Annotated in this window: 14 protein-coding genes; 13 read left to right on the forward strand and 1 reads right to left on the reverse strand. The window is 63.5% G+C overall.

The features are described from left to right. Nucleotide 1 precedes the first annotated feature (1 nt). Nucleotides 2-349: an iron-sulfur cluster insertion protein ErpA gene (gene erpA / locus AC0L3H_RS20615; RefSeq protein WP_006335221.1), complete on the reverse strand. Its 348-nt coding sequence runs from the start codon at nt 347-349 to the stop codon at nt 2-4. A 129-nt stretch (nt 350-478) separates the two neighbouring features. Here erpA and AC0L3H_RS20620 point away from each other — a divergent pair, with 129 nt between their 5' ends. The 13 genes from AC0L3H_RS20620 to AC0L3H_RS20680 all read left to right on the forward strand — a co-directional run bounded on the left by AC0L3H_RS20620 (nt 479) and on the right by AC0L3H_RS20680 (nt 16,800). Further along, complete coding sequence (locus AC0L3H_RS20620; protein WP_473586722.1) at nt 479-1,693, forward strand: deoxyguanosinetriphosphate triphosphohydrolase; 1,215 nt, start codon at nt 479-481, stop codon at nt 1,691-1,693. A 67-nt stretch (nt 1,694-1,760) separates the two neighbouring features. Then, the gene (gene argS / locus AC0L3H_RS20625; RefSeq protein ID WP_473586723.1) at nt 1,761-3,518 is read left to right on the forward strand and encodes an arginine--tRNA ligase; all 1,758 of its coding nucleotides are present in this window, start codon (nt 1,761-1,763) and stop codon (nt 3,516-3,518) included. Nucleotides 3,519-3,621: 103 nt separating this feature from the next. Then, on the forward strand, nt 3,622-7,395 hold the full coding sequence (locus AC0L3H_RS20630; protein ID WP_473586724.1) for an SPOR domain-containing protein: 3,774 nt from the start codon (nt 3,622-3,624) through the stop codon (nt 7,393-7,395). 163 nt (nt 7,396-7,558) lie between these two features. Beyond that, on the forward strand, nt 7,559-8,578 hold the full coding sequence (nagZ, locus tag AC0L3H_RS20635) for a beta-N-acetylhexosaminidase (RefSeq protein ID WP_473586725.1): 1,020 nt from the start codon (nt 7,559-7,561) through the stop codon (nt 8,576-8,578). A 126-nt stretch (nt 8,579-8,704) separates the two neighbouring features. Next, nucleotides 8,705-9,505 (forward strand): segregation and condensation protein A, encoded by an 801-nt coding sequence (locus tag AC0L3H_RS20640; RefSeq protein ID WP_473586750.1) that lies wholly within the window; start codon nt 8,705-8,707, stop codon nt 9,503-9,505. Next, a complete protein-coding gene (scpB, locus tag AC0L3H_RS20645; RefSeq protein WP_091596919.1) occupies nt 9,502-10,281 on the forward strand; it encodes an SMC-Scp complex subunit ScpB in 780 nt (259 codons plus the stop codon). Before AC0L3H_RS20640 ends, scpB begins: the two co-directional genes overlap by 4 nt. Nucleotides 10,282-10,459: 178 nt before the next feature. Continuing rightward, nucleotides 10,460-10,681: a twin-arginine translocase TatA/TatE family subunit gene (locus tag AC0L3H_RS20650; RefSeq protein ID WP_023802572.1), complete on the forward strand. Its 222-nt coding sequence runs from the start codon at nt 10,460-10,462 to the stop codon at nt 10,679-10,681. 29 nt (nt 10,682-10,710) lie between these two features. After that, nucleotides 10,711-11,391, forward strand: a complete 681-nt coding sequence (gene tatB, locus AC0L3H_RS20655; protein WP_473586726.1) for a Sec-independent protein translocase protein TatB — start codon at nt 10,711-10,713, stop codon at nt 11,389-11,391. 44 nt (nt 11,392-11,435) lie between these two features. Then, nucleotides 11,436-12,245 (forward strand): twin-arginine translocase subunit TatC, encoded by an 810-nt coding sequence (gene tatC / locus AC0L3H_RS20660; RefSeq protein ID WP_051407946.1) that lies wholly within the window; start codon nt 11,436-11,438, stop codon nt 12,243-12,245. A gap of 125 nt (nt 12,246-12,370) precedes the next feature. Next, a complete protein-coding gene (serS, locus tag AC0L3H_RS20665) occupies nt 12,371-13,675 on the forward strand; it encodes a serine--tRNA ligase (RefSeq protein ID WP_473586727.1) in 1,305 nt (434 codons plus the stop codon). After that, nucleotides 13,675-14,433, forward strand: a complete 759-nt coding sequence (gene surE, locus AC0L3H_RS20670; protein WP_473586728.1) for a 5'/3'-nucleotidase SurE — start codon at nt 13,675-13,677, stop codon at nt 14,431-14,433. The genes serS and surE overlap by 1 nt, the downstream gene beginning before the upstream one ends. Continuing rightward, the gene (locus AC0L3H_RS20675) at nt 14,430-15,095 is read left to right on the forward strand and encodes a protein-L-isoaspartate(D-aspartate) O-methyltransferase (protein WP_287178033.1); all 666 of its coding nucleotides are present in this window, start codon (nt 14,430-14,432) and stop codon (nt 15,093-15,095) included. The genes surE and AC0L3H_RS20675 overlap by 4 nt, the downstream gene beginning before the upstream one ends. A gap of 199 nt (nt 15,096-15,294) precedes the next feature. Beyond that, nucleotides 15,295-16,800, forward strand: a complete 1,506-nt coding sequence (locus AC0L3H_RS20680; RefSeq protein WP_473586729.1) for a peptidoglycan DD-metalloendopeptidase family protein — start codon at nt 15,295-15,297, stop codon at nt 16,798-16,800. The last annotated feature ends 149 nt before the right edge of the window (nt 16,801-16,949 follow it).

Raw genomic sequence — 16,949 nt, forward strand, 5'->3', positions numbered from 1 at the left:
CCTAAATACTGAAGCTGGTGCCGCAGCCGCACGAGGCGACCGCATTCGGGTTCCTGATCTGGAACGACTGGCCCATCAGATCGTCGACGAAATCGATCACCGAGCCGCCCATATAAACCAGCGAGAGGTCGTCGATCAGCACGGTGGCGCCGTCCTTCTCGATGGCGACGTCGTCATCGTTGCGGGTGTCGACCAGGTCGAACTTGTAGGAAAAGCCGGAACAGCCGCCGCCCTCGACCGAAACGCGCAGCGCCGTCTTGCCGGCTTCGCCAGACACAATCTTGGCAATCCGCCTGGCGGCGGCGTCGGTCATCTCGACTTTCATGGCGGTCTTGGCATCAGCGCCCATGGGCGTCACCTTGCTTTCGGTTTCACATGATAGGTATGAAGCGCGAGGGGGCAAGTCAACTGCGGCGTAGGCTATGGAAATTGGCGGGGCTATGGAAATTGGTTGGGGCGATGGAAATCGGTTGGGGCGATGACAAATGAGTTGGGCGACATCGGATTTGGTTATCGGCCGCGCGCCGCCTATGCCTGCGATCCGGCAAAGTCGCGCGGGCGGCTGTTCGACGAGGTGGAGAGCCCGACCCGCACGCCGTTCCAGCGCGACCGCGACCGCATCATCCATTCGACGGCCTTCCGCCGGCTCAAGCACAAGACGCAGGTGTTCGTCGCGCATGAGGGCGACCATTACCGCACCCGGCTGACGCATTCGATCGAGGTGGCGCAGATCGCGCGCGCCCTGGCGAGGGCGCTGCGCGGCGACGAGGACCTGGCAGAGGCGGTGGCGCTGGTGCACGATTTCGGCCACACGCCCTTCGGCCATACCGGCGAGGATGCGCTGAACCAGAAGATGGCGGCCTGGGGCGGCTTCGACCACAATGCACAGTCGCTGCGCGTGGTGACGCGGCTGGAGAGCCGCTATGCCGAATTCGACGGGCTGAACCTCACCTGGGAGACGCTGGAGGGGCTGGTCAAGCACAACGGACCGGTGACCGACGCCAGCGGAAACGGGCTGAAGGGGCCGGTGCCGCAAGCGATCCGCGATTATTCGGAGCTGCACGACCTCGAGCTCGACCGCTTCGCCGGCATCGAGGCGCAGTGCGCGGCGATCGCCGACGACATCGCTTACAACAGCCATGACATCGATGACGGCCTGAGGTCGGGCCTTCTGAAGCTGCACATGCTGGAAAAGGTTTCGCTGCCCGGCTCGATCCTCGACGGCGTGCGTCAGCGCTATCCGGCGCTGGACGATGTGAGGACAGGGCACGAACTGATGCGCCGGCAGATCACGATGATGGTCGAGGATGTCATCGTCTCCACCACCGCCAATCTGGCCCGCATCAGGCCGGACAGCGCCGACGCGGTGAGGGCGGCAGGCGAGACGATGGTGACCTTTTCAGCCGAAATGGCCGCTTTCGAAGAGGAATTGAAAGCCTTTCTCTACAAGCATCTCTATCGACACAGCGAAGTCGTGCGCGTGCGCAACCAGGCCGAGCAGATCGTCAACGACCTGTTCGAGGTCTATTTCGCCGATCCGCGCGCCATGCCCGATGGCTGGCGCGAAGGGCTCGACCGGGCTGATGATCGCATCAAGGCGCGCAGCGTCGCCGATTTCCTGGCGGGCATGACGGATACCTACGCTTTGAAGGAACACCGCCGTTTGTTTGACCATACGCCTGAATTAAGCTAGGCGGGGCTCGATTTTGCCGGCCAATAGACCGGATTCCCGCAAAGCCGCCAGAGCCAGGGCCACACCAATGAATATCTTCGCCGATTTCAACGCGCGAATTATAAAGGCCGTCGAAGCGCTTGATTTGAAAGACAAAGACGGCGGTTCGCTGGACTTGTCGCGCGTCGCCGTCGAGCCGCCGCGCGACGCCAGCCATGGCGACCTGGCGACCAATGCGGCAATGGTGCTGGCCAAGCCGACCGGCCAGCCGCCGCGCGTACTGGCTGAAAGGCTGGCGCAAGCGCTGCACGCCGACCCGGACATCGCCGCTGCAGACGTTGCCGGTCCGGGCTTCGTCAATCTCAGGCTCAAGGACGCGTTCTGGCAGGTGCATCTGACTGCGCTGCTCGGCGAAGGCCGCAATTACGGCCGCTCGACCGTTGGCGGCGGCAAGAAGGCCAATGTCGAATATGTCTCGGCCAACCCGACCGGACCGATGCATGTCGGCCATTGCCGCGGCGCGGTGGTGGGTGATGCGCTCGCCAATCTGATGGCCTTCGCCGGTTATGACGTGATCAAGGAATATGTCATCAACGACGCTGGTTCGCAGATCGACGTGCTCGGCCGCTCCGCCATGCTGCGTTACCGCGAGGCGCTCGGTGACGACATCGGCGAGATTCCTGCCGGGCTCTATCCAGGCGACTATCTCGTGCCGGTCGGCCAGGCTCTGGTAAGCGAATTTGGCCGTTCCTTGCTGCAGATGCCGGATGAGGAAGCGCTTGCCATTGTCAAGGACAGGACGATCGACGCGATGATGGCAATGATCCGTGAGGATCTGGCGCTGCTCAATGTGCATCACGACGTCTTTTTCTCGGAGCGCACCCTGCACGCCGACAACGCCCGGAAAATCCGCTCGGCGATCAACGACCTGACCCTCAAGGGCCATATCTACAAGGGCAAGCTGCCGCCGCCCAAGGGCGAGAAGCCGGACGACTGGGAGGATCGCGAGCAGACGCTGTTCCGCTCGACAGCGGTCGGCGACGACATGGACCGGGCGCTGGTCAAGTCGGACGGCACTTTCACCTATTTTGCCGCTGACGTCGCCTATCTGAAGGACAAGGTCGATCGCGGTTTCGTCGAGCTGATCTATGTGCTTGGCGCCGATCATGGCGGTTATGTGAAGCGCCTGGAAGCGCTCGCCCGGGCGATTTCCGGCGACGAGGTGAAGCTCACCGTGCTGCTTTGCCAGTTGGTAAAGCTTTTTCGCGAGGGCGAGCCGGTGCGCATGTCGAAGCGGTCGGGCGATTTCGTAACGCTGCGCGAAGTGGTGGAGGAGGTCGGTCGCGACCCGATCCGCTTCATGATGCTCTACCGCAAGAACGATGCGCCGCTCGATTTCGACTTCGCCAAAGTGACCGAGCAGTCGAAGGACAATCCGGTGTTCTACGTCCAGTACGCCTCGGCGCGCTGCCATTCGGTGTTCCGGCAGGCGAGCGAACAGCTGGGCGAGGCCAATTTCGACCGCAATCGGCTGGCCGCCGCCACCGCTTCGCTGACCGACGAAGGCGAGATCGGCCTGATAAGGAAGCTTGCCGAATATCCGCGGCTGATCGAATCCGCGGCGCTTGCGCTCGAGCCGCACCGGCTGGCATTCTACCTCTACGATCTCGCCTCCAGCTTCCATGGACATTGGAACCGCGGCACCGAAAATCCCGACTTACGTTTTGTTAAGGTTAACGACCGACAATTGACCCATGCCAGACTAGGGCTGGTGCAGGCTGTTTCGGACGTTTTGACGTCCGGCCTGACGCTGATCGGAGCCGATGCGCCCACCGAAATGCGTTAGGTTTGACTAAAAAACCTGTCACCTTTTGCCCACATTGCGCTGGTAAGGGCCAACCCTGCGCGACGTCAACGGCGTCCGAATGAGTGCGAGTTCGGGAACAATAATGGCAGACAGAACCCAGCTGAAAGCAGCCGCCCAAAACGATATCGCCAACGATGATCCGTTCGCGGAACTGACCAGGATCATGGGCTTCGACCCGCGCCAGCCGGTCAAGCCGCAGGCCCAGTCGACGGCGGCTGCAGCAAGTCAGCCAGCGGACGGCGATTTCGGCATCGACCTCGAGAAGGAGTTGATGGGCGAATTCGGCGGCGACGCCAATGACGGCGCAGCCGAGCTTCGCGAGCCGGCTTTCGACGCGGCTGCTACTGACCCAATCGACGACGAGCTTGTCGCGTCGCTCGAACAGGATCTCCTGCTCGACGACGATGCGGTAGACGAAACCGCCGTTGCCATTGCTGCCGACGATGTGCGCTCTGGCGTTGCCGGAACTCCCTCGGCTGCTGAAGCTGCTTTCGACGACGATTTCGACGAAGCGCTCGCCAGTTCGCTCGAAGACGTGTCGCTATTCGAAGACGATTTGCCGGTGGACGACAGGCTTGGGAACGACGAGCTTGGGAACGACGAGCTTGCCGCGTCGCTCGAACAGGATTTCCGGCTGGACGACGACACGGCGGACGAAACTGCCCATGCCGTTGCCGCCGCCGACCTGGGTTCCGGTGTTGCCGAAGTATCCGCGCCGGCTGTTGAAGCGGCGTTCGACGACGATTTTGACCATGCGATCGCCAGTTCGCTCGAAGACGTGTCGCCGTTCGAAGACGATTTGCCGGTAAACGACGAACTCTCTGCGTCGCTCGAACAGGATTTCCGGCTGGACGACGATGCGGCGGACGAACAAAATACCGGCGCCGACACCGCCGCGCCGGCCGCTGAGCCCGCCTTCGACGATGAATTCGACAACGCCGTCGCAAGCTCGCTCGAAGACGAACTGACGCTCGACGAGCACGTGCAGGTGGAGCAGGCTGCCGAAGCCGCCGACATCGCCACGCCGGCCGCCGAACCCGCGTTCGACGACGATGAATTCGACAACGCCGTCGCAAGCTCGCTCGAAGACGAGCTGACGCTCGACGAGCATGAGCCGATCGAGGCCGCTGTCGAGGCTCCAGCTGGGGCTGTTTGGGCCGTTTCGGATGAGTCCGACGAGGACTTTGCCGACCACGACACTATGGCCGACGTCGCCATGGATGACGTCGAAATGGATTTCGACATTCGCACGGCTGAGCCGGTCGAAGTCGACGAGCCAGAAATTGACGAGCCGGATTCTATCGCCGCCAACGACGACGAGCCTTCCGCCGCGACCCCGGAATATGCGTTGGACGACGATCTTGAATTGAGCTTCGACGACACGCTTGCCGATGAAGCCGAGGAGCCGGCTACTCAGGCCCCCGGCGTTGCAGCCGAACCGACGGCGCCAGCTGCCGTCGCTGAGGAGCGGAGCCTCGAAGACGAATTGAACGCGCTGTTGGGCACCATGAGCGCACGGGCTGCCCCGGTGGCAGCGTCCGCGGCCGCCATGGTTCAGCAACCTGTAGCCGCGGCTGGAGAAGCCGCCGACGAACCAGTGGATCCCACCGACGAACTGGCCGGGAGCCTTGACGAGCAAGACCTTTCGGAGCAGTCGAATGAAGACGCGGTCCAGGCCGCCGACGCCGATCTCGACACCGTTCTCCTCGACGGGCTCGTGGGCCATGATTTCGGCGCTGAAGATGCTGCCGGACCGGCTGATATCGATTTCGACGACGATGCATTGCACGCCGCCTTCGCCAAGGACATCGGTCTGGATCATGGCGATGACGTTGCGGCCACCGCTCCACAGCAGGATCCGAATGATTCGCTCAGCTGGATGACGGCACCCTCCGCCGCGCCTGCGCCGGCCCGTTCGTGGAGCCGCGTAACGCCGGTCGCACAGCCGCAGCCTGCCTTTGCAGCCCAGCCGACGGCTTCGGCGATCACAGAAACACCGCCAACCGCTGCGGCACCCTCCTATCAGGATGAGCCGGCCCATCAGGATGAGCCGGCCTATCAGGATGAGCCGGCCGAAGACGATGCCGCCAATGCGGCACCTGCGCCCGATCAAAGCGAACAAGCCTTTGCATATGACGAGATGCCCGATGTCGAGACAGTCGATGTGCCCGAGCGCGTCGTAGCGCTGGCGGACGACCTCGATATTCCGGAACTCGACGTCAATGAAGACGCACCGCCGGCGCCTGCCTATGACGATCTCGATACCGAGTTCGCCAACCTTCTCTCGGAAATGAATGCCGTGGACGTCGCTGCCGGCCCGGCGCGCAGCACGGCGTATGACGACGAATCCTACAAATCCGGATTCAAGCCGGGGGCCGGACCCCAGCCGGGGGCAGGGTTCCAGTCAGCGGCCGGGTTCCAGTCAGGCTATGAGCCCGACCGCGTTGAAACGCGGACCTATGCGGCGAGACCCGCAGAAGCCCCCGTCAGTGCGTCTTACGCCGATGCTGCCAGCGGCTTTGATCTGGGCGACTTGCCCAGCGGCCGGCCGGTTTCGCAAGCGCAAGCCAACGACTTTGCCCTGGACGAACTCGACTACGACCCCGAACTGGATGAGGCCATGTCGGTTCCAGGCCTGGCCGAGCAGAATGCCGCGAGGCCCCGGAGCCGCGGCCTGCTGGTCGCCGCAGTCGTCGGCGCCGTGGCGATCGCCGGCGGTCTCGGCGCCTTCGCGCTGTCTTTCGGCGGCAACGGCGGCACCGATGCGCCGGTCATCGTCAAGGCGGACAACGCACCGATCAAGGTCAGGCCGGAAAACCCGGGCGGCACCGTCGTGCCGAACCAGGACAACAAGGTTTACGACGCCGTGGCCAAGGGGGGCGCGAGGCCTGCCGAACCGGTCCAGGAAAAACTGGTCACCAACGCCGAAGAGCCGGTGGACGTGGCGGCCAAGGAACCGCCGCAGAGCCGTGTGGTCGATCTTACGCCCGACGACATCGACACGGCTGAAGCCGCCGATGCGGTCGGCGGCACGCAAGCGGCCGGCGGCACGCAAGCGGCCGGGAATGCCGACGCCGCCGCGCCGGCACCCAAGTCCGAGGATCGTATCGCCCAGGTTCTGCAAGAGTCCGAGCAGGGCATCGATCCGGATGTCGTCGCCGTTGCGCCACGCAAGGTGAGAACCATGGTCGTCAAATCAGATGGTTCACTGGTTGCGCGCGAGGATCCGGCGCCTGCTGCATCGCAGGTGGCTGCCGTCGAGCCTGTCGATCCGGCGCCGCAGCTTGTGGCCCCGGCGGGTCAGGCCGGCGAAGCGGCGCAGACCGGTACCGTAGCGTCTGTTGCCGACCAGGCAAGTGGCGACCTGTTGGGCGGCGACCCGGTGGGCGACCCAGCGGCCGGCGACCGGGCCGAAACCGCCGCGCCGGAAGCAGTCAATCTGGCCGCCGTGCCCACGGCTGAGGCTGAAGCCCAAACCAACCAGCCTGCCAACACGCCGGCGACGGTTCCGGTGGCGCCGCAGCGTCCGTCCGACCAGCCGGTCGACGTCGTCGGTGAGGTCAAGCCCGACCAGGTTGCGTCCATCAGTCCGGCGGCGGCCTCGACCGGCGGTGGCTCGTGGTCGATGCAGATCGCCTCGCAGCCGACCGTCGAAAGCGCCCAGTCGACCTATCAGGATCTGCAGCGTCGCTATGGCAGCGTGCTTTCCGGCCACACGGCCAACATCGTCAAGGCCGAGATCGCCGGCAAGGGAACGTTCTATCGCGTTCGCGTCCCGGCGAAGTCGCGCAACGATGCGATCAGCCTGTGCACCAATTACAAGGCTGCCGGCGGCAACTGTTTCGTGTCGCGCTAACCATTTTCAAATCTCCCGCCCTTGGGCCGAAAGAACCGGCGCGGTCACAGAACGCGCCGGTTTTCTATGGTGGAAGGAGTTCCTGGTGTGGAAGGGATTCCGGCCCGAGCGATGTGGCTCGATGCGATTCCCTTTGTCTGCGTGAAGCTCTAAACTCCCGCCCATGACCGAATCAAAATCCATGATCCTTGGCTGCGCCGGGAAATCGCTCACACGCGACGAAATCAGTTTCTATCGCAGCGAATGCCCGTGGGGATTCATCCTGTTTGCCCGCAACATCGGCGAGGCCGAGCAGATCCGCGATCTGGTCGCCGCGATGCGCGATTGTGTCGAGCGCCCGGACGCCCCAGTGTTCATCGACCAGGAAGGCGGCCGTGTGCAGCGCCTGCGGCCGCCGCTGGCACCGAATTATCCGGCCGGTGGCGCACTCGGCGCCTTGTGGCGCAACGACCACGATGCCGGCAACCGCGCAGCATGGCTGATGGCGCGGCTGCATGCTTTCGACCTGCTGCGCTACGGCATCACGGCTGATTGCCTGCCGGTGCTCGACGTGCCGATCGAGGGCGCCAGCGACGTCATCGGCGCGCGCGCCTATGGCAAGGAGCCTCGTGCCGTCATCGAACTGGGCCGCGCCGCGGCGGAGGGCCTGATGGCGGGAGGCGTGCTGCCGGTGATGAAGCATATTCCCGGGCATGGACGGGCCTTTGCCGACACGCATTTCGAACTGCCGACCGTCGATGCCTCGATGAGCGACTTGCAGCGGCATGATTTCGCCCCGTTCAGGGAGCTCAATCATTTGCCGATGGCGATGACGGCGCATGTCGTCTACAGCGCGATCGACCCGAAGAACCCGGCCACCACCTCCGGCAAGGTCATCGACGAGATCATCCGCGGCGAAATCGGTTTCGACGGGCTGCTGATGAGCGACGACACCTCGATGAAGGCACTTTCTGGGGATTTCCCGACAAAGGCGGCGGCCATCCTTGCGGCGGGCTGCGATCTGGTCCTTCACTGCAACGGCGTTTTCGAGGAGATGGTCGGCATTGCGTCGCGCACAACGGGGCTTGAAGGCGCGTCGCTGCAACGCGCGCAACGGGCGCTGACCTATATCAAGAACCGCGATCGGGCTGATGAAACCGAGATACGCGCCGAATTCGCCACCTATTTCGATGCGGTGGCCTAGATCATGATCCCGAACGGTGGGAGCCGGTTTTTCGGAACAGATCACGGTCAAACACGAAGTTAGAAGCAAAGGAAGCGACAGGAAGTGGCGGAAACATTGGACAGCAAGGCCGGCAAGGCCGCACCGATGGACCGTCTTTGGGCCGAGAACGACGATTCGCGGCTGACCGGCGATCCCGCGCTGGTCGTCGATGTCGACGGTTTCGAGGGCCCGCTCGATCTTCTGCTGCATCTTGCCCGCAACCAGAAGGTCGATCTGTCGCGCATCTCGATCCTGGCGCTGGCCGAGCAATATCTGGCCTTCGTCGAAAAGGTGAGGGCGCTCAGGCTGGAGCTTGCCGCCGACTATCTGGTGATGGCGGCGTGGCTGGCGTTTCTCAAGTCGAAGCTTTTGATCCCCAAGCAACCCGGCGACGACGGTGAAAGCGGCGAGGAACTGGCGGCGGTGCTGCAATTCCGGTTGAAGCGTCTGGAAGCGATGCGTGACGCGGCGGCACGCCTGGTCAATCGCAATCGGCTCGGGCGCGACGTGTTCGCCCGCGGCATGCCGGAAATGGTCATCGTCGAGAAACGCAACGCCTATTCGGCCTCGCTCTACGATCTGCTGACCGCCTATGCGGCGCAACGCCAGAAGCAGGCGATCACCAATGTGACGATCGCCAGGCGCGGTGTGTGGTCGCTCAAGGATGCGCGCGACATCCTGAACAGGCTGATCGGCACGCTTGCCGACTGGACGGCGCTGGACCGTTTCCTGGTCGAATATCTGACCGACCCGGACGATCGGCGTACCGCGATTGCCAGTTCGTTTGCGGCGACGCTGGAACTGGTGCGCGAAGGCAAAATGGAAATGCGGCAGGACGACGTGTTCGCGCCGCTCTATCTGCGCGGTCGTGCGCAAGGCATCAGGGCAGTTGAGGTGGCATCATGAGCGAGCGCACCAACGCTTCGGTCATTCCGTTCAAGGTCGACGACGAGACCGAAGACGGCGTGCTCGCCGAGGTGCCGGCAGAAAGTCAGGCCCAGAACTTGTCCCAGAATCCTGGCGAGCGGCTGCATATGGCAGAGGCCGTGCGCATGGCCGAGGCGATCGTGTTCGCCAGCGCCGAGCCGGTCAGCGAAAAGCAGCTTGCCGGGCGCCTGCCCGACGGCATCAATATTGCCGCGGCGATGGCTGAACTGCAGCAGATTTATGCGCGGCGCGGCGTCAATCTGGTGCGCGTTGGCGATGCCTGGGCGTTCCGCACCGCCGGCGATCTCGCTTTCCTGATGAGCCGCGACACGGTGCAGCAGAAGAAGCTTTCCCGTGCGGCGCTCGAAGTGCTGGCGATCATCGCCTACCACCAGCCGGTGACGCGCGCCGAGATCGAGGATATCAGAGGCGTCGAGACCTCGAAGGGCACGCTGGACACGCTGATGGAGACCGAATGGGTGAAGATGCGCGGCCGGCGCCGCACGCCCGGCCGTCCCGTTACCTACGGCACCACCGACATCTTCCTCGACCATTTCGCGTTGGAGGAGATCCGCGATCTCCCAGGCATGGAGGAATTGAAGGGTGCCGGGCTGCTTTCGGGCCGCATGCCGTCGAATTTTTCCATTCCGATGCCGCCGGCCGACCCGGACGTGCTGACCGATGACGAGGATCCGCTGACCGACATCGACCTTGAGGAACTCGGCCTGTTGACGCCGCGCGTCGAGGAAGATTGACCGCAAACGACGTGCCGAAAGCGATGGTATTTAGCGGCTGCGCCGATAGGTAGCGGGCTGAGGCGCCGAAACTGCGTGACTTCGGCCACTCATTTATAAACTCTGTCGCGGTTGTGTTTGAATCCCGGCGCGAAAGCGCATAGATCATCGTCAGAGAAAACTTTCGAGAGAGATTGTTATGGGTTCATTTTCGATTTGGCATTGGCTGATCGTGCTGGTGATCGTGCTGCTGGTGTTCGGTCGCGGCAAGATTCCCGAGCTCATGGGTGACATGGCCAAGGGTATCAAGAGCTTCAAGAAGGGCATCGCAGACGACGAGGTTGCCGAGGACAAGCGCACCGTCGAGCACCGTGCCGACGAAACCGTTTCGGCAGCGAAGGAAAAGGCCAGCAAGAGCTGAGCCCAAAACTTTAGTCGGAACGTATCGCCATGTTCGACATCGGCTGGACCGAGATGCTGGTGATCGCGATCGTCATGATCGTGGTCGTCGGGCCCAAGGATTTGCCCAAGATGCTGCGCACTTTTGGCCGCACGACGGCGAAGATGCGCGGCATGGCCGCCGACTTCCAGAAACAGTTCAACGATGCGCTGAAGGAGGCCGAGCTTGACGACGTCAAGAAGTCGGTCGATTCACTCAGAAGCCTCAACCCGGCCGCCGAGATCAGGAAACAGCTCAACCCGTTCGAGCAGGCGGCGGCCGACGTCCGTTCAGGCGTCGACGCGGTGATGAAGCCGAAGCCGGCCGCAGACCCGGTCGCGCCGGCTGCTTCGACGCCGCAGGATACCGCGCTGAACAATGGCGCGACGGTGCTGCCGGGCGTCGATGCCCCGGACGCGGCGCCGGCGGCGCCGACCTTTCCGGCGATGACCGATGGTTCGGTGACCCCGCCTGTCGCGACGGCGGCGCCGGCCACATCGCCAAAGGCCTCGGCGGCGAAGACGGAGGCGGCGCCAGCGAAAGCGATGCCGGCCTCCAAGGCCGCAGCGAAGCCAGCGGCAAAACCTGCTGTGACAAAGACCGCGGCTAAAAAGGCCGAGCCGAAGCCCGCAGCAGCAACGGTGAAGAAGCCGGCCGCAGCCGCCAAAAAGACGGCGGGAGCCGCCAAGTGAGCATTTCGGAAAAGGACGAGATCGACAAGTCGGCGGCTCCGCTGATGGAGCATCTGATCGAGTTGCGCCGGCGGCTGATGTGGTCGATCGGCGGGTTCTTCGTCGCCTTCCTGTTCTGCTTCTTCTTCGCCAAGCAGTTGTTCAACCTGCTGGTCATCCCGTTCAAATGGGCGACGCAATGGGCCGGGCTCGACCCGCACAAGGTCGAGCTGATCTACACGGCGCCGCAGGAATTCTTCTTCACCCAGGTCAAACTGGCGATGTTCGGCGGCATGGTGATCGCCTTTCCGCTGATCGCCACCCAGATCTACAAATTCATCGCGCCCGGCCTCTACAAGAATGAACGCAACGCCTTCCTGCCGTTCCTGATCGCTTCGCCGATCCTGTTCCTGATGGGCGCTTCGCTGGTCTATTTCTTCTTCACGCCGATGGTGATGTGGTTCTTCCTCGCCATGCAGCAGGCCGGCACCGACGACCAGGTGCAGATTTCGCTGCTGCCGAAAGTGTCGGAATATCTCAGCCTGATCATGACGCTGATCTTCTCTTTCGGGCTGGTGTTCCAGTTGCCGGTGGTGACCAGCCTGATGACGCGGGTGGGCATGCTGTCGTCCGAGGCGCTGGTCGAAAAGCGCAAATGGGCAATCGTCATCGCCTTCGTCGTCGCGGCTATTCTGACGCCGCCCGACCCGATAAGCCAGATCGGCCTGGCCGTTCCCACGATCCTTCTCTACGAGGTCTCGATCTGGTCGGCCCGGCTGATCGAGCGCAGCAAGGAACGGGAACGTCTGGCGCGCGAGAAGCGGGAGGCTGCGGAAGCGGCGGCCGAAAAGCCGGCGGACGCGTCATCGACCTAGCGGCATCGCCGTTATCTTCAGGTTTGCGGGACAGCGCGGGGCGCGAGGGAACTCGATCTTCACATCTTGCATCGGTCAAGGATGCGGTTTACGCCCCCTCTAGCCTACTTGAGGACGAACAGACCATGCTTGACATCAAATGGATTCGCGACAATCCGAAGGCCCTTGTCGAGGCGCTCCAGAAGCGCTCGTGGCCGGTTGCGGAGGCGCAGTCCACTGTCGATGATCTGATCGCCGGGGACGAGGCGCGGCGCGAACATCTGACCGAGCTGCAGACCAGGCAGGAGCGCCGCAACGCCGCCTCGAGAGAAATCGGCAACGCCATGCGCTCGGGCGACGGCGCCCTTGCCGAAAGACTGAAGGCCGAGGTCGGCGAGATCAAGGCCTTCATCCAGAACGGCGAGGCGCGCGAACGCGAGCTCGACAAGGCGCTGAACGACGCATTGGCGGTGCTGCCCAACGTGCCGCTCGACGACGTGCCGGTCGGCAAGGACGAGCACGACAACGTCGTCAAGCGCACCGTCGGCAAGGTGCCGGCCCGCCCGAACTGGGTGAAGGAGCATTTCGAGATCGGCGAAGCGCTCGGCATGATGGATTTTGAGCGTGCGGCGAAACTGTCCGGTTCGCGGTTCACGGTGCTCAAGGGCGGACTGGCACGGATGGAACGCGCGCTCGGCCAGTTCATGCTGGACCTGCATACGACCGAGCATGGCTACGAGGAGATCCAGCCGCCGCTGATGGTGCGCGACGAAGCTCTTTTCGGCACCGGGCAACTGCCGAAGTTCGAGGAGGATCTGTTCTTCGCCCCGCATGGGGACGGCAGGCTTGGCCTCATTCCCACCGCCGAAGTGCCGCTGACCAATCTCGTGCGCGAAGACATCACGCCGCATGAAAAACTGCCGCTGCGCTATACCGCGCTGACCTCGTGCTTCCGCTCGGAAGCGGGCTCGGCCGGGCGTGACACGCGTGGCATGCTGCGCCAGCACCAGTTCTACAAGGTCGAACTGGTGTCGATCACCGACCAGGACACCTCGCTTGCCGAGCACGAGCGGATGACCGAATGCGCTGAGGAAGTGCTGAAGCGGCTCGGCCTGCCGTTCCGCACCGTGACACTGTGCACCGGCGACATGGGCTTTGGCGCGCGCAAGACCTATGACATCGAGGTCTGGCTGCCGGGCCAGAACGCCTATCGCGAGATTTCGTCCTGCTCGGTCTGTGGCGATTTCCAGGCACGGCGCATGGATGCCCGCTACAAGGACAAGGACGGCAAGGGCAACCGCTTCGTCCACACGCTGAACGGTTCCGGCACCGCCGTCGGCCGCGCCCTTATTGCCGTCATCGAAAACTACCAGAATGAGGATGGCAGCGTAACCATTCCTGAAGCGCTTCGGCCTTACATGGGCGGTCTGGAAAAGATCGAATCGAGATAATGCGCATCCTCCTGACCAATGATGACGGCATCCATGCCGAGGGCCTTGCATCGCTTGAACGCATCGCCCGCACGCTGTCGGACGATGTCTGGGTGGTGGCGCCGGAGCAGGATCAGTCCGGCTATGCGCATTCGCTGTCGATCTCGGAGCCGCTGCGCCTGAGAAAGATCGGCGAAAAGCACTTTGCCGTGCGCGGTACGCCGACCGACTGCGTCATCATGGGCGTAAAAAAAATCCTGCCCGCAGCACCAGACCTGATCCTGTCCGGGGTCAATTCCGGCGCCAACATCGCCGACGACGTCACCTATTCGGGCACCGTTGCCGGCGCCATGGAAGGCGCGCTGCTCGGTGTGCGCTCGATCGCACTCAGCCAGGCTTATTCCTATGTCGGCGAGGATCGCCTCGTCCCTTACGAGACCACCGAGGCGCTGGCGCCGGCGCTGCTCAAAAAACTGGTCGCCATGCCGCTGCCGGATGGCGTGCTGCTTAACGTCAATTTTCCGAATTGCCTTCCCGAAGAGATCGCCGGCACGGTGGTCACCGCGCAAGGCAAGCTCGTCCACAGCCTGTGGGTCGACGAGCGCCGCGACGGCCGCGGGCTTCCCTATTATTGGCTGCGCTTCGGCCGCGAGCCGGTCGAGGGCAAGCAAGGCACTGATCTCCATGCCATGCGCAACCGGCTGGTGTCGGTGACGCCGCTGCAGCTCGATCTCACGGCGCATGAAATTCGCGATCAACTGACCAAGGCGCTCGTATGAACCTGAACCATGGTCCGACGGTCGATGACCGTGAAGGCTTCGCCGCTTTCCTGCTCCGCCTGCGCGGCAAGGGCGTGGTGCCGAAGGCGCTGATCGCCGCCTTCGAGGCGACGCCGCGGCGCGGCTTCCTTTCCGCACAGTTCCACCCGATCGCCTGGTCGGACCGCATGCTACCGATCGAATGCGGCGAGGCGATCGAGGGCGCCGATCTGCAGGCTGCGGTGATCGCAGCACTTGCCATCGAGCCGGGCAACCGGGTGCTCGAGATCGGCACCGGGTCGGGCTACACGGCGGCGGTGATGTCGCGGCTCGCCGCGCGCGTCGTCACAATCGATCGCTACAAGACGCTGGTCGAGCAGGCCAAACAGCGCTTCGAGGCGCTCGGCATCGGCAATGTCATCGTGCGCCAAGCGGACGGCTCCAACGGACTGGCCAATGAAGCGCCGTTCGACCGTATCGTCGCGTGGGCGGCCTTCGACAGCCTGCCGCGCTTCCTGCTCGATCAATTGTCGAGCGGCGGCATCGTCATCGCCCCGATCGGACCCGAGGAGGGCGAGCAGGTGCTGGCCAAGCTGACCAAGGTCGGCAGCCGCTTCGAACGCGAGGACATCGGTCTCGTACGCCTGCAGCCGATCCTGCGCAGCGTGGCCGCCGTCATCTAGGATCTGTCGATATTCAGGTGATGCCCGCAACTCACCTGTCTGGTCCGTCTCCGGCTTGCCTCAGCTCAATCACGCCCGTCCAATGCAGCTTTAAACATTTTAAGAAAATTTGCGTCTGATTCTAGAGGTTTAACCGGCCGGTAACATTAACGCGCTTTAATCACGGTCAGTCTGTACCGGGTATCTGCGGGTAAATGCGATGCAATTCAGTATTTTGAAGGCAAACGGACGCAACCTGGCGCGGGGTATCGCCGTCCTGATGGTTGCGGGCACTACGGCGGGATGCAGCTCCCAGGTCTCGCGGTTCAACAGCGTCGATGATGTCTTCACGTCGTCGACAAACAACCAGCGCGCCATCATCGACAAGCAGGACGCCGCCCAGCCCTATCCCGGCGATGCCGCCGCGGTTTCGACCGCGCCGCTCGACGGCAGCCACACCCAGTCGGTAAGCCGTTCAAGCCTCGAACCGGTCACGACGCAGCAATTGCCGCCGGTCGACCAGGCGCAGCCGGCTACCGCGTCGGCGCCCGCCGCCAGTCCGGTTCGCACCGCTTCGGCGCCAGCCGCTCCCCGGGTCGACCGGACCGCGACCGGAACCGTGGCAAAGCCGTTCAAAGAGTCACAGCCCGATGCTCCGCGCATGGCGACGGCGGGCGGCGAACCGCGTGCAGCCGAGATCATCGTCAAGGACGGCGAGACCATTTCCGGCCTGTCGCGGCGCTACGGCGTGCCCGCCGACGCCCTGATGAAGGTCAATGGGCTAAGCGCGACCAACGGGCTGAAGACCGGCCAAAAGATCGTCATCCCGGCCTATGCCTATTCGGGCAAGAAACCGGCGCCTAAGCTTGCCGGCGCCAAGCCTGCGAACGACACCAAACACGATGTGCCGGCCAAGGCGCCGGAGATGGTCGCCGTGCTGCCGCAACAGCCCAAGCTCAAGGAGGGCAAGTCCACCGCGCAGGTGGATGCATCGGCCGCAGCAAGCCAGCCGAAGGACGCCGCACCCAAGGCGGCTGGTGCCGGTGGCGCCTACACCGTGCAGCAGGGTGATACGCTGTCGGCCATCGCCAGGAAGACCGGCGTCGGCGTGGTTGCGTTGAAGCAGGCGAACGGCATGCAGGACGGTCTGCTCAAGATCGGCCAGACATTGAAGGTGCCGGCCGGCGGAACCGCGACAGTTGCCAACGCCAAGCCGGCAAAGGTCGATCCGGTAACGACTGCCACCACCCCGCCTGCGGCGAAGACGACGCCGTCGGAAACGCTCGCCGCCTACACGCCGCCGAAGAAGGAAAAGGTCATCCAGCAGGCCGAGGACGACGACGCGGTCGCGCCGAACGCCACCGGTATTGGCAAGATGCGCTGGCCGGTGCGCGGCCGCGTGATCTCCAGTTTCGGCGGCGGCAAGGACGGTGTCGACATCGCCGTGCCGGAAGGAACACCAGTCAAGGCGGCCGAGAACGGCGTCGTCATCTATGCCGGCGATGGCCTCAAGGAATTCGGCAATACGGTGCTGGTGCGCCACGAGAACGGTTTGGTCACAGTCTATGGTCACGCCCGTTCGATAGAGGTCCAGCGCGGCCAGAAGGTCAAGCGCGGCCAGGAAATCGCGCAGTCCGGCATGAGCGGCACCACCGACTCGCCGAAACTGCATTTCGAAGTGCGCAAGAATTCGGCGCCGGTCGATCCTTCGACCTATCTTGAATAAAGAAAGTCGATCCTTCGACCTATCTTGAATAGAACAAGAAAAGCGATTGCGGGCCGCCTGACCTCCAGTCCGGCCCGCCGGCTCAGCCCGCTCCGCAAGGGGCGGGCTTTTTCAGGGGCTTTTCCGGACCATGATCTTGTCTGAAAACC

The sequence above is a fragment of the Mesorhizobium sp. WSM4816 genome, assembly GCF_055811535.1.